The following is a 13,954-nucleotide window of genomic DNA, read 5'->3' as shown; positions in this document are numbered from 1 at the left end:
GTCGTTTCCAACTGTTATCCCCCTCGACTGGGCAGATCCCTAGGCATTACTCACCCGTCCGCCGCTCGTCACCTCAGAAGCAAGCTCCCTTGTGTTACCGCTCGACTTGCATGTGTTAGGCCTGCCGCCAGCGTTCAATCTGAGCCATGATCAAACTCTTCAATTAAAGTTTTTTGAAAACCCCACTCTTATAAATAAGAACAAAGCTTTCGGCTCAATGAATTCTGATTTCATTAATTAGACTCGGAAGAATCTAATATAATGTTTGTACATATTACTATGAACACTCATCGTTGCATTGAGTTGAAATTTTTTGATTATCAAAAACAGTAAACTGTTTTAAATAATTGTCGAATAACTCAATACCTGTGAATGTCCACACAGATTACTTGATAAATTGTTAAAGAGCGGACCTGGTAACTAGCGTAAGACGCTGCGTTCCGTGTCAGTGGGGTGTATTATAGGGAAAACTTTTTATAGCGCAAGGGCTTTCTACGGTTTTTATGACTATTACGACCCAACTGCACACTATTTAAACTTAAAGTCATATTTATTGATGTTTTTGCTGACTTTATAACCAAAAAAGCCTCGCTACAGCGAACATTAAATTTATTTTTCTTACCTATATAAGGCTTATTATGCGGCTTATGGTGGTTTAAGTGGGTAATTTAGCTTGTTTAGAGCAAAAAATTACTGAAACGACGTTAATTTGATGTTAACTCCGTAGCGACTTTTAGTAGTACCAACGATTTCGCGTTAATGGATGACATACCTTTATTTGGCTTAGGGGTTTGTTAGCAACAAAAATAAGCTGACTAGTATATAAAGGAAGATAAAGTCTAAAACGAAGTAAATGGTTACACTGAAAATCTCTGTTCATATATAAGTGGGTGAAAGCTTATATATGAACAGTTGAAATGATAGCTTTGAATTCGCGATTCTATTATTTTGCGAGTAATTGACTTAGCAGACTCGGAACGTCAGCGATACTGTCAACCACGGCACTGGCAAGTTCAACTCCGGCTTCGTCTACTACTTTACCTGAACGAACCAAAATGGCAGTCTTAATGCCAGCCGCTCTTGCGGCCCGAATGTCATCGGCTTTATCACCTACCATGACAGACTGGCTTAAATCTATTTTTAAAAACTGCGCTGCATCTACCAGCATACCCGGCTTAGGTTTTCGGCAATCACAATCTTGCTTATATTCGCCTAGGCCTTTTTCTGGATGATGCGGGCAATAATAGATACCATCAAGTTCGACACCTTTATCGGCAAAGTTCCAATCCATCCATTCAGTTAAATGATGGAAATCGTCTTCACTGTACATACCACGAGCAATACCAGATTGGTTAGTGACGACTACTAATAGGTAACCCATTTGCTTTAACGCTAAGCATGCCTCAAACACACCATCGATATATTCAAAATCATCCACAATATGAACATAACCATTGTCTTTATTGATCACGCCATCGCGATCGAGAAATACTGCTTTATTCAACCTAACACTCCTTAAACTCTATACTGTTGTGATTATCCCATTGAGATGAATTGGGTGCTAGTCAATCTGAATATTTTTGTAAATTTGTTTATTTAGCGACTTTTATAGCCTTGATTTTCATAATTGCAGAGGTTTCACTTTATAAAACGGCGCCTAAGCGTTACTCTTGCTCGAAGAATTTAGTGATAAACTATTAGAGTACATGAGCAATATAACTCCTATTATTCATAAAACCCGCACGCAACTTGTTGTTGAAGTGCTCAGAGAACGGATCCTTTCTGGTGATATACAAGGAGGGGAACCCCTTAGGCAGTCTGCGATTGCAGATCAATTAAACGTAAGTCGCATTCCTGTACGTGAAGCGTTAGTACAATTAGAAGCTGAAGGCCTGATCAATTTCGAACCGCATAAAGGAGCCACAGCAACTCTTTTATCTGTTGAACAAGTCACTGAATTATTTGAATTACGCGCTATGATCGAATCAGATTTATTGGCTAAGGCCATTCCTAACTTAACTGACGATGATCTTGGTGAAGCTGAAGTCGTTCTCGCTCAACTTGAATTGGCATTTAAACTCAAAGAGTCAGTGGCCAGTTGGAGTGAGCTTAATACTCGGTTCCATACTCGTTTATATCAAGCCGCTAATCGCCCTCATACAATGGAAGTGGTTAACGGGTTAAACACCAATTGTGATCGCTATATTCGTCTGCAGTTGTTGTTTACTGGCGGGATCCCTATTGCAGAAAGAGAGCATAGAGTGTTACTCGAATTGTGTAAGGATCGAGACATAGAGAAGGCAACTATTTTATTGCGTGAGCATATCTTGCATGCCTCAGCGTTGATAACGAAACTGGTAGAACAAAAAATCAAGTCATAAAAATAATAATAAATCTTAGCCATGAGCATTTAGTATCAACAACTTAGTATCAAAAAATTAATATCAAGCTATTGATATTGTAAATAATTTTAATTAACTATTGAAACGTATTGAGAGAATTTCTTATGCATTATGCACACATTACCGGTTGGGGTAAGTCTGTTCCACCCGCAACATTAACCAATAAAGATTTAGCCACGTTCATGGACACAACGGATGAATGGATTAAAACACGCACTGGGATCAGTAAGCGTAATATTAGTCACGTTAATACTTCTGAAATGGCATCTGTTGCGGCTAAGCATGCTCTTGCTGCTGCTGGGATTGATGGCAGTGAATTAGATTTAATTATTTTAGCTACCGCCAGTCCTGATACTTTGATCCCCAATATTGCATCAACGGTACAGGCCGATATTGGCGCTACATGTGGTGCATTTGACATTAACGCTGCTTGCAGTGGTTTTTTGTATGGCGTTGGGTTAGCCAGTTCAATGATCAAAAGCGGTCAAAGTAAAAAAATTCTTATTATTGGCGCTGAACGTTTATCTTTTTACCTAGATTGGTCTCGTCGTGAAACAGCGGTGCTCTTTGGTGACGGTGCTGGTGCTGTGGTACTTGAAGCCAGTGATCAACCCGGTGGTGTATTAGGTTATGAGTTAAATAACGATCCTGAAGGTCGCGATATTTTAAAATCCAGTTTTGGCACCCAAATGGACAGATTTGATAATGACTCATTAGACTTTTATATCCACATTAACGGTCAAGAGGTGTTTAAACGAGCTATTCATGGCATGGGTAATCTCAGTAATAAAGTCTTGGAAAAATGTGGTATTGATATCAATGATGTTGATTTTGTCATACCACACCAAGCCAATGAACGAATCATTGATACCTTAGTGAGCCGGATGAAAATCCCTAAAGAAAAAGCTTTCATCAACATTGCTGATTACGGTAATACTTCAGCAGCTACAATCCCGATTGCCATCTGTGATGCGTTGTCTCAAGGGAGAATTGAAGCCAATCAAACAATTTTGTCATGTGCGTTTGGGGCCGGATTAACCTCGGCAGCTTTGCTACTAAAGTGGGGAGAAAGAACAACCCCTATTACCATTAGCGATGCTAAACTACCTGACTGTGATAAAACCGCATTGGAACTAATCCAACCTGCAGTGGATTATTTTTTCAAAAAAGCTGAAAAGTAACCTTATCGCATAGCTTAAAAAAACCAGATTATTATCTGGTTTTTTTATTGATGCTATTTCACTATCACCGGGCAATCTCGATGATTTCACTTATCGATAAACGTTGTACATCCCCCATAGCCGCAACTTGCGCCAACAATAATTCCGCACACGATAATGCATCGATTAATGCATTATGAGCAGCATAGACGGGTAACCCATAGCGCGCTCTGCTGGCACCTAAACGCAATGATCCTTCTTTGAGCACTTGGTGATGCATTAAACAACGTTTTCGCTCGATAGCTAAGGTATCGATATACACCATGGGTATCGATTGCCCAAAACAACGTTGTAATTTATTTTGAATAAAATGAATATCTAACGGGGCGTGATGAGCGACTAAAATATGCCCCTGAGTCTGGGCAAGAAACCAGTTCAACGCCTCTCCAATTGATAATGCCATGTGTAATTGATTGTCGACGATCCCATGCACCGTTGCACTTGCCCCCACGCTGCCATCAATGGCAATCATAATATGCTGGGCGCGATTAAGCGGAATTTGGCCATCAACGATGGGCACTAAACCGATGCTGATCACTTGGTCGTTCTCAGGATCAAGCCCTGTCATTTCAAGATCAATCGCCATCAAGGGAGCATCTCGATATAATTGCGACAATGCCGGAGTAATCTCATCGATATAGGTCTTCAATTGTAGCGGTAATGTGGTCAATTTTTTGCGCCAAAGTATGGCTTTTATCCACCACAAATTGGCCATTAAAAACTCCTCATAAATTTAAGCTTTAACCCCGTTTGAGCATCATGGACCACCTTAAAGGCATCTCGAAGCTGATGGCGCATTAATGAAGAAAGATGTTGTGGTTTTAAAAAATTATTCACCTGCAAATTGTGAGTCACCTGGTAACCTTGATTTGCTAAGCGCATGTGGGCGATAAACTCATGGGCATCCGCCAAGTTAAGTGCATCTTTACGATTAATAATATTAGCGTCCATTAACGCTCTAATACGTTTAGCAGTATTAACCTCCTTGATGCCGGCACTTAAAGCATACACTCTGGCAATGTCATTAATTAACGCACTGCCTTTATGTTTTAAATCCATGCCTTTCACTTCACTGCCATCACGTTCAAGGACAAATTTCCTAAAAAAGCCTAATGGTGGCGATTCTGCCAGCGAATTACCCGCCATCCCTGCCAAAAAAATATCGTTATCTTGAGTTGAAGCAAGCACCGAATCTTGTAATTCGCTAAACAAGGTTATAGGACCAAATACTGGGCGCATATCGAAAAAGATGCTCGCGTGCATTAAGGCTTTTGGCTCTGGCGTATTAACCCATTGCGAAAAAAGCCCTTTCCATTTTACCAATGACAATCGCCATTTAGGGTTTTGCGCCATAATGTCACCTGGGCAATAAATATAACCACATTGATCTAAGCCTTTACACACCGCTTTTGTTAAAGCTTCAAAATAGGCAGCTGCAAACTCATCGGGTTCGTGTGCCAACAATAAGCCATTATCTTGATCAGAACAGGCAACCTGGTCTTGGCGGCCTTGTGAACCAAAAGCCAACCAGCAAAAAGCCATCGGAGCCTGACCTAGAAGTAGTTGATTTAGTTCGATGATCCGGCGAGTTAATGCATCGGTTACCGAGGTGAGCACCCGACCAATTTCTTCAGCTCTGGCATCGGCACTAATTAAGTTTTGTAATAGTAGCGGGATCTGCTTACTGACTTGAATAAGATTTTCTATGCTGCCTTGTCGCCCTATCTCGCCGATCAAAAGCAGAGGCTGTGAGCTTTGCGAACGCAATATATCTGTGCTGGTGATAATGCCTACTGCAAGGCTGCCATCAACTACCGGTAAGTGATGAATATTATGCTCACTCATCGCGAGCATGGCCTCAAACACTAATGCATTGGCATGGGTTGTCACCGGGTTGACTGTCATGGCTTGACTCACCAGCGTATTCACATCTAACCCTTCTGCAATAATCCGATTACGTAAATCTCTGTCGGTCAAAATACCGGTTAATTTTTGATTATCGATAACTAACACTGATGACACTCGATGTTCTCGCATCAGTTTGGCAGCATCGATCACACTCGCATGAGCGTCAATGATGATGGGCTTAGATGACATGATGGAAGTAATACGACTAGTTGTGGTTAAGTCTTTGGTGGTAAATTTAGCTTCATTGCGTAAACGTTTAGCAAAAGCGCGGGTAAAAAATTGATCAAATCCTCTATGTTGAGCTCGTAGTTGGCCAAACACAGTTTGCGGTACATGGTAGACTAAACCGTCTTCAAGGATCGCGACTTTATTGACTACCTTCTCACCCGATAATAAGGTGGAAAAACCAAAGCACTCCCCTTCACCTATTCGATCGACCAACACACCTTCGGGATCGCGCACTTCAAAAGCACCGCTACGAACAAGGTATAATTTGGGATTGTCTTTATCGAACTCAACAAATGCTGATGCCTTAGTGTAATACCCAATGGTAATCATTTTAGCGCAGTATTGAATGATCTCTTTGGGGAGAGTATCAAAAGGAGAATGGAGCGCTAAAAACTGTTCGACGGGTTGTAATTCACTGGCATCCATTAATCATTTCCCTATTGTGCATGGGTCAACAGTCTCACTATAGCAAAGCATTTCACTTAACGGCTATAGGACTTAAGACCAACAAAAAGAGCGCCTAAGCGCTCTTTGTAAACTGTGATAATTAAAGCTGATTAGTGATTTTGCGCTTCACCAGACCCTTTAGGGAAACGGATTGACTCCACCATCGCCACTATCTCGTCAGGAATTTTAGCGGTTACTTTACAGACCGCAAAGGCTATCGAAAAGTTAACAATCATTCCGACCATACCAATACCTTCTGGCGAGATACCAAATAACCAGTTTTCGGACGAATTGGCTGCCGGATTAATAAACTTGAAGTAAGCAATATAACTCGCAGTAAATAATAACCCGATCACCATACCCGAAATAGCCCCTTCTTTATTCATGGTTTTGGAGAAAATACCCATGATAATGGCTGGGAATAACGACGCAGCGGCGAGACCAAATGCAATAGCTACTACAGCCGCAACAAAACCTGGTGGGTTTATGCCAAAGTAGCCCGCCATAACAACCCCTAAGGCTGCGGCTATTCGCGCATACATTAACTCTTTCTTATCCGAAATATCCGGCATTAGATTTTTCTTGAGTAAATCGTGCGAAACAGACGTTGAAATCACCAGTAGTAAACCCGCTGATGTTGACAATGCTGCCGCTAAACCACCCGCGGCAACTAATGCGATAACCCATGCAGGAAGATTAGCGATTTCAGGCGTTGCCAGAACCATAATATCTCGGTCAATGGTCATCTCATTTTTTTCACCATTGGTGTAGAAAATGTTGCCATCGTTGTTCTTATCGTCCCACGTGATTAAACCGGTTTTTTCCCAGTTTTTAATCCACTCAGGTGCTGTTTCATAAGGTACACCGGTAGATTCTGGTCCATTAATGGTTTCAATCATATTAACGCGTGAGAATGCCGATAATGCCGGAATAGTAGTATACATAATCGCGATAAACACGAGTGCCCAACCCGCTGAGATACGTGCATCTTTTACTCTAGGAACCGTAAAGAAACGTACAATCACATGCGGCAAGCCTGCTGTACCAAACATCAATGCTCCAGTAATAAAGAACACATCGATCATGGATTTAGAACCTTCAGTATATTGAGAGAAGCCCAGTTCAGCAGACAGTCCATCAAGTTTATCGAGCAAATATACCCCAGTACCATTACCTGCAGCGTCCACTAACTCGGCCCCAAAACCAATCTGCGGAAAAATATGACCTGTCATCATTACCGAGATAAAGATAGCGGGCACCATGAAGGCAAAAATAAGCACACAATATTGCGCTACCTGAGTGTAAGTAATCCCTTTCATGCCGCCAAGTACAGCATAAAAGAATACGACCGCCATCCCGATATACACACCGGTCTCTACCTCTACTTCCAAGAAGCGAGAGAACACTACGCCTACCCCCCGCATCTGACCTGCAATGTAGGTAAAGCAGATGAAAATGGCACAAATAACTGCAACAGTTCGAGCTGTTTGAGAGTAATAACGATCACCGATGAAGTCTGGAACGGTAAATTTACCAAACTTGCGTAAATAAGGTGCCATACACAAGGCTAATAGAACGTAACCCCCCGTCCAGCCCATTAGATATACTGAACCATCATAACCCGTAAAAGACACAATACCGGCCAATGAAATAAACGATGCAGCTGACATCCAGTCCGCTGCGGTTGCCATACCGTTCATAACAGGGTGAACACCACCACCTGCAACATAAAACTCTTTGGTTGAACCCGCTCGGGACATAATAGCTATCCCGATGTACAGCGTAAAAGTCGCGCCGACAATAATATATGTTAGTGTTTGAACATCCATTTTTAGTGCCCCTTAGTCTTCGTGAACATTGTATTTTTTGTCTAACGCATTAGCTTTCGCTACGTAAACAAAAATCAGCGCCACGAATACATACATTGCACCCTGCTGCGCAAACCAGAAACCCAGTTTGAATCCCATGAAGGTAATTTCGTTAAGTACATCTACTAATATGATACCGCAGCCAAATGATACTGCAGCCCAGATGGCAAGCAAGCTAAGTACCAAGCGTAAATTCTCACGCCAGTAACCCGCTGCCTTTTCGTTATTTTCAAAACTCATTGCGACTCCCCTATGTTATTTTTTGTAAAGCCATTGTTAATTTAGCAACTTAGGGGGGGTCTACAATCAAGACCTTAGTCGTATCTCACGAACAAGCTACTGTTGCAAGCTATTAAATCACTTACTAATCAGAGTTATACAGTAAAAAAACAAATAAAAGCCTCGATTGCCCATTCCATCGAGTTAGACCAAGGTCGAACAAAATTACCGCACAAAGAGACTTAAATGACGATCAATTAAAACAAAACGAGGCATTTACTAATAAAAAAGTCATCGTTTTCGTTGAAATATATTCGATTTCTTGAGATAAGTACTCGTATATCAACGAATCTTTTGATAATAAGAATAATAAGGATATTTTTTTGACGTTACCACGCATTAACCAACAGCACCTTTTATTCGCGATTATCTTGGGAGTAGTCGGACTGCTGATCAATTGTTTCCCAATTCAATTTTTTGCCAATGTGCAATTTGTACTAGGTAATACGATGACAGTCATTGCTGCCGTTTTATTAGGACCTTGGTACGCATTTGTAACAGCAATGATGGCATCAACAGGATTAATGCTGGTATGGGATAGTCCCCATGTGTATTTATTTTTTGGATTAGAAGCACTATTTTTAGGCTATGCGAGACGCCGTGATATCTATGCTTTATATGCCGACGCCGCTTATTGGTTATTAATTGGCGCACCAATGGTGTATTTATATGCGGTTTTGTTGATGGATATTCCACCATCTCACTTAGGCTTTATCATTTCAAAGCAAGGGATCAACGGACTCATTTATACCAGTCTTGCATCACTGCTGATTTTAGCTATTCCAAAGCTATGGTTTTTAAAAGATAAAGTAAAAGACCGCCATCGCAGACAATTAAGCGCGCAACTGACCTATTTTTTCACGTTGATGGTCACGTTAACATTACTGTTTTCGGCGTTAATCTTTAATTTTTATTCTTTAGAGCGTCAACAAGTCATGTTAAAACAAAATATGACAGAAGCGGTTGTGCATATCTCTACCGCGGCACAGAATCATATCGAAAACCATAAGGCCGTGATCCAAAATACCGCCAATCAATTAAATTTAATGGCCGATACGCCTGAGCAATGGCAAGCTATTTTATCGAGTTTGCATCAAAGCTACCCAAGCTTTATTAGCATGCTAATTGCCGATCCTGCCGCTAACATTGTCAACGCTAGCCCATTGTCAAGACTGCTCTCAATCCAAAAACAACAACAAAGCATCAATATTAAAGACCGCGAATATTTTATTGAATCGTTTTACAATCACCGCTTTTTTGTATCATCCGCCTTTCTGGGTCGCGGCTTTGGCAATGATGCCATTATTGCCATGAGTGCACCGTTTTATCTCGATGAGCAACACACAAAAATAGCAGGGATTATAGAAGGCTCGCTTGATTTGAGCCACTTTTCATATATTGATCAAGTCAATAAATACAGCACTGATGAATCTGTAGTGATGGTTGATGAGCAAAATCAAATTATTTACGCTTCAGAAAAGCTTGCTTTTAAACCACTATCACAATTTAATTTTGTCATAAACAAAGGTGTGTATCGCGCCAACCTTGACCTTATCAATATTCACAATACGACCTCAATTGTGCCTGAGTATATTTATACTCACCATGAATTGAATAATGGTTGGACTGTTTATATTTTAAAAGAGTTCTCACCATTACTAAAGTTGGCCGAAGAACAAATGTTTAGTAGTTTTATTCTGTTGCTGATTTCATTAGTGTGTACGTTTTATATATCAACAAAGCTGAGTACGTTATTGACCGTGCCATTAGAAGCAGTAGCCAATCAATTTAGTCAGCCCGATACAGGAAAAGCATCAACTATTGACGAAAATTCACCTAAAGAAGTGTTCAGCTTGTATCAACGCTTAGTGACCAGTAAACAACAACTGGTTGCTCATCAATTGGAGTTAGAACAGACCGTTGCTAACCGTACTGCAGAATTAGAAAAAGCCAACATAAAGCTAACTGAACTGGTTGATCGTGATCCTTTAACAGGCTTATATAATCGCCGTTATGCTGAACGTAAATTTGGTGAGCTATTGGATTTTTGTTTACGCAGTGAACAAGCTATTACCGTTGTCTTGCTTGACTTGGATTTATTCAAAAGAGTTAATGATAACTATGGGCATTTGGCTGGAGATGAGTGCTTACGAAACGTATCTCAATTAATGCAGACATATTTTAAACGTGACATTGATATTGTGGCCCGCTATGGCGGAGAAGAATTTCTACTGATTTTGCCTTTGTCCAACGCCTTACATATTGAACAACATCTCAATGGCTTTAGAGAAGCATTGTCACAATTAAATATCACCTCACCCGAAGATAAACAATCATTCAAAGTGACAGTTAGTATTGGCGCGATTACAGCAAATGCGGACTATAACGTGCAACTCGATAAGTGGATTAAAGTTGCAGATGATAATCTCTATCAAGCAAAACAGCAGGGACGAAACCGGACAATAATTAATATCATTTCTGACTAAACTTTAGCGGTTTATTATCCAATGATGACTCAGATTGATGTCCTTGAGTAAACGCATCAATTCGAGTCATCATATAAGGATAAAATGGATTCCATTTCTGACGTAACATGTCGTCGGCTGTCATACTAAAAATGCCCCGTTCACCTTGATAAATTGCTCTGCCTATTTGGATTTTATCAGGATTATTGCCAGATTGAGGCCCATAAAGCGTATCTTCAATCGGAAAGTTTAACGCCACATGAGATAATGAAAACACATCTTTAGGCCAAGTTAAATTTAACGCTAATACATCATTAGTTATCGATTTATCGGCTAACTCCCTTACCTGAACATGATGATCACGTTGCGGGTCATTTTCAAGCAAACTTAGGCGATAGGGTAACGGCTTAGACAGCCAAAAAGGGGCAAAAGATGCCAGTGGGTCTTGGAAAAGTAATTGGTTGTTGCTCCGAGTACGGTTGACGTCAAATAACACCAATTGATGGTTTTTGTTTGCCGGTAACCTTTGATATAACAAATCAACCACAGCAAGCGAAGATACCGTATCATCGACAACTGACTGAAACGTTAACATCGCCGGAATAGCATCTAACTGCTGCACCGATAATGACTCTAATAAGGTCTGATTACGCTGGGTTAACTGATACACAACATCACCAGCATTAACGGCAAACGATTGATATTTGAACGGATCATATTCTGTTTGAATGCTGTTCCAATACAGTTTATCTTGCCCAAGTAATTTCCCCAGTTTTGCTTGCCAGTAAGCACCTGCAGCAATAGGTGTAAGACCAATTGCTGGCGATAACATGATCATGCCATCAAAGCTCGTAGACTTATCCAAGCTGATATTCTCAAGTTCATGGTTTAACGCCAATGCAGCCCCAGTTGAAAAACCCACCACATAAATGGGTTTACCCGGCAGTTGTGTAGATAAGTGTGCCACGGCAAGTGACACCGCCCCAGCAAGATCAGGCCAGGTAATGTCGGTTAACCCAGACGGAATGGTACCGTGGCCGGGCAAACGCAATCCTAAAACATATGCCTGTTGCTTATAATGCTGTGCTAAATGCGACATCATATAGGGTGAATCAGACATGCCATGTAACAATAATAGGCCAAACTCTGCTTGTGGGTTTTTCCATTCAAATGAGCGATTCCAATTTTGCTGCCATAACCTAGGATCAGACAGACTATGGCGCTCATAACGATTAATAGGAGACGCTATTTCAGGCTGATACTGACGATAAACTTGCTGTTCTACTTCAGCAAATAGTTTATCTTCTAATAGTAAATATTGATTAAAATCAGTTAAGCCTGACTGCTGATGATATTCAGAGGTTAGGTGTGTAGTGTGCCACAATGATAAATTAGGCCGAGCATTAAGCATCCAAACGGCTGCGATAATTAACGCTAAAGCAATCCCCAAAGCAGCATAAAATGCGGCAAACAAAAAATGTTTAGTCGACCCAATTACAATAGCGCGCATAGTAAACCTTATTGAAAATAAATATCAAATGAACAACAATATAGCTTAACATTTACCGTCAAACCGCCAAACAATAGCCATCCTTAACTATAGTGGAAATGATATGTCATCAGCTTTATTTAGCCATATATGGGGGCCCATGAATCCCGATATCATTTTTTATTTACCTACGCCTCCAGCCTTACCGGAACATTGGCAAGCCACTCACGTTGATGCAGTAACACAACTCGTCGCATTGAATGGAAATCACTGGCGAAAAATTGTCACCATTATGGCTAAAATTTGCTGTTTAGAGCACGATATCAATGCTAACAAAGGGGCTTGTTGGAAGTTGATCCGCGACAATCTGTTTAGTGAATCTGCTGAACGGCATCAACCAAAAACCGACAAGAACATCAACAGTGACATTAAAACATCACGCTTACGTTGCCAATTACGTATTGTTAAAGCAGATGTTCATTATAGCGACGACTTAAAGCTGCCTTCTGTATGTTGGCATATTATATGTGGTAAAGAAGCCCAGCTACGAATGGGGATAACGGATCCTCGGCAATATTCATCACTGGATGACCAGCAAAAAATACAGCGCCAGCCCCCAGTGTTAATGACACCATATTTAGATTATCGACAATATTCTAATGCGCTCATTGAACTGACACGACAACACATCGCCGCTACAAAACATTAGCGATTAGTCGTAAATAGTCGCAATAGGCTCACGCTTATGTTGGGTACGTTTATAGATACTAACGAGTTTATCTTCAACTGATTGGGCAACGTCTTTACCTTCTAAGAAGTCATCAATTTGATCATAAGTCAGTCCTAAAGCGGCTTCATCCTCAAGTTGAGGTTTATTGTCTTCTAGATCAGCCGTAGCGGCTTTGTTAACTAATAGATCAGGTGCACCCAAATAAGCCGCTAACTGGCGTACCTGACGTTTATTTAGCCCAAACAACGGGGCTAAATCGCACGCGCCATCTCCCCACTTAGTATAAAAACCGGTAATATTTTCAGCACTGTGATCGGTGCCAACAACTAAACCACCTACTAACCCTGCAATATCATACTGGACTATCATGCGCATTCTAGCTTTGACATTACCTTTAAGAAAATCAATTTTGGCAGCATCTGTTGATGCTAAACCCGCCGCGGTGAGACCGGCTAGTGTGGCATTATGGATGCCAACAACCCCATCATGGACATTCACTGTCACCAGTTGTGAAGGCTGAATAAACTGACAGGCTTGTTGGGCTTCAGCTTCATCTTTTTGCACATGGTAAGGCAAGCGAACGCCAATGAACTGGTACTCGTCACTGACCTTTTCTTGATTAAGGCTATCCACTGCCAGCTGGCACAAACGCCCTGCAAGGGATGAGTCAACACCGCCGCTAATACCCAAAACTAAAGTACGACTGTTAGCTTCTATTAATTTTGCCTTGATAAAAGCAATTCTACGCTGGGTCTCAAACTCTGGCTCAATAGCCTTAAGTACATGCATCTCTTTTAAGATTTGTCCTTTCACGTGGCGCTCCTAATTGCTTATTAATAAACTAGATGTCGATATCTATTCTATAAAAATTAACACAAAAAAAAACGATAATGATGCATCATTATCGTTTTTTTTATC

General features: G+C 40.9%; 11 protein-coding genes and 1 rRNA gene. 4 read left to right on the top strand and 8 right to left on the bottom strand.

Annotated features, from left to right (window positions below; all coding sequences use genetic code 11):
• Positions 1-166: ribosomal RNA gene (locus AAEY93_RS05130) — 16S ribosomal RNA — on the bottom strand; the annotation flags it as partial.
• A gap of 777 nt (positions 167-943) precedes the next feature.
• Positions 944-1,504: a D-glycero-beta-D-manno-heptose 1,7-bisphosphate 7-phosphatase gene (gene gmhB, locus AAEY93_RS05125; RefSeq protein ID WP_351075263.1), complete on the bottom strand. Its 561-nt coding sequence runs from the start codon at positions 1,502-1,504 to the stop codon at positions 944-946.
• Between the two features lie 202 nt (positions 1,505-1,706).
• On the opposite strand from gmhB, the gene AAEY93_RS05120 reads away from it, so the two are divergent.
• Positions 1,707-2,381, top strand: a complete 675-nt coding sequence (locus AAEY93_RS05120) for a GntR family transcriptional regulator (RefSeq protein WP_101034690.1) — start codon at positions 1,707-1,709, stop codon at positions 2,379-2,381.
• A gap of 125 nt (positions 2,382-2,506) precedes the next feature.
• Positions 2,507-3,583, top strand: coding sequence for a ketoacyl-ACP synthase III (locus AAEY93_RS05115; protein ID WP_351075260.1), 1,077 nt, complete (start codon positions 2,507-2,509; stop codon positions 3,581-3,583).
• A 64-nt stretch (positions 3,584-3,647) separates the two neighbouring features.
• On the opposite strand, the gene AAEY93_RS05110 is transcribed toward AAEY93_RS05115, so the two are convergent.
• From AAEY93_RS05110 to AAEY93_RS05095, 4 genes are all read right to left on the bottom strand, one after another.
• Positions 3,648-4,337, bottom strand: a complete 690-nt coding sequence (locus AAEY93_RS05110; protein WP_351075258.1) for an exonuclease domain-containing protein — start codon at positions 4,335-4,337, stop codon at positions 3,648-3,650.
• Entirely contained in the window at positions 4,337-6,184 is a 1,848-nt protein-coding gene (locus tag AAEY93_RS05105) for a DUF294 nucleotidyltransferase-like domain-containing protein (protein WP_101032073.1), read from the bottom strand. Before AAEY93_RS05105 ends, AAEY93_RS05110 begins: the two co-directional genes overlap by 1 nt.
• A 131-nt stretch (positions 6,185-6,315) precedes the next feature.
• Entirely contained in the window at positions 6,316-8,034 is a 1,719-nt protein-coding gene (locus AAEY93_RS05100) for a sodium:solute symporter family protein (RefSeq protein WP_101032074.1), read from the bottom strand.
• A 12-nt stretch (positions 8,035-8,046) separates the two neighbouring features.
• On the bottom strand, positions 8,047-8,313 hold the full coding sequence (locus AAEY93_RS05095) for a DUF4212 domain-containing protein (RefSeq protein WP_101032075.1): 267 nt from the start codon (positions 8,311-8,313) through the stop codon (positions 8,047-8,049).
• 362 nt (positions 8,314-8,675) lie between these two features.
• Between AAEY93_RS05095 and AAEY93_RS05090 the strand changes: the two genes are divergently transcribed.
• Positions 8,676-10,838 (top strand): diguanylate cyclase, encoded by a 2,163-nt coding sequence (locus AAEY93_RS05090; RefSeq protein WP_233768547.1) that lies wholly within the window; start codon positions 8,676-8,678, stop codon positions 10,836-10,838.
• Here the strand turns inward: AAEY93_RS05090 and AAEY93_RS05085 are convergent.
• Complete coding sequence (locus AAEY93_RS05085) at positions 10,825-12,327, bottom strand: alpha/beta hydrolase (protein ID WP_124011747.1); 1,503 nt, start codon at positions 12,325-12,327, stop codon at positions 10,825-10,827. The genes AAEY93_RS05090 and AAEY93_RS05085 overlap by 14 nt on opposite strands.
• A 103-nt stretch (positions 12,328-12,430) precedes the next feature.
• Here AAEY93_RS05085 and AAEY93_RS05080 point away from each other — a divergent pair, with 103 nt between their 5' ends.
• Positions 12,431-13,015, top strand: coding sequence for a DUF6942 family protein (locus AAEY93_RS05080; RefSeq protein ID WP_233768548.1), 585 nt, complete (start codon positions 12,431-12,433; stop codon positions 13,013-13,015).
• A 3-nt stretch (positions 13,016-13,018) separates the two neighbouring features.
• Here AAEY93_RS05080 and nadE read toward each other — a convergent pair whose 3' ends face one another.
• A complete protein-coding gene (gene nadE / locus AAEY93_RS05075; protein WP_124011748.1) occupies positions 13,019-13,849 on the bottom strand; it encodes an NAD(+) synthase in 831 nt (276 codons plus the stop codon).
• Between the last annotated feature and the right edge of the window lie 105 nt (positions 13,850-13,954).

It is taken from the genome of Shewanella sp. CAL98-MNA-CIBAN-0140, assembly GCF_040309905.1.
In the GTDB taxonomy this organism is placed as follows: domain Bacteria; phylum Pseudomonadota; class Gammaproteobacteria; order Enterobacterales; family Shewanellaceae; genus Shewanella; species Shewanella psychromarinicola.
Note: the sequence above shows the minus strand (reverse complement) of the source record. Positions and strands in the feature narration are given on the sequence as shown.

Bases quoted from the DNA above. Each gene is read 5' to 3' on its own strand.
- AAEY93_RS05120 (WP_101034690.1), top strand. From the start codon at position 1,707: ATGAGCAATATAACTCCTATTATTCATAAAACCCGCACGCAACTTGTT.
- AAEY93_RS05115 (WP_351075260.1), top strand. From the start codon at position 2,507: ATGCATTATGCACACATTACCGGTTGGGGTAAGTCTGTTCCACCCGCA.
- AAEY93_RS05110 (WP_351075258.1), bottom strand. From the start codon at position 4,337: ATGGCCAATTTGTGGTGGATAAAAGCCATACTTTGGCGCAAAAAATTG.
- AAEY93_RS05105 (WP_101032073.1), bottom strand. From the start codon at position 6,184: ATGGATGCCAGTGAATTACAACCCGTCGAACAGTTTTTAGCGCTCCAT.
- AAEY93_RS05100 (WP_101032074.1), bottom strand. From the start codon at position 8,034: ATGGATGTTCAAACACTAACATATATTATTGTCGGCGCGACTTTTACG.
- AAEY93_RS05095 (WP_101032075.1), bottom strand. From the start codon at position 8,313: ATGAGTTTTGAAAATAACGAAAAGGCAGCGGGTTACTGGCGTGAGAAT.
- AAEY93_RS05085 (WP_124011747.1), bottom strand. From the start codon at position 12,327: ATGCGCGCTATTGTAATTGGGTCGACTAAACATTTTTTGTTTGCCGCA.
- AAEY93_RS05080 (WP_233768548.1), top strand. From the start codon at position 12,431: ATGTCATCAGCTTTATTTAGCCATATATGGGGGCCCATGAATCCCGAT.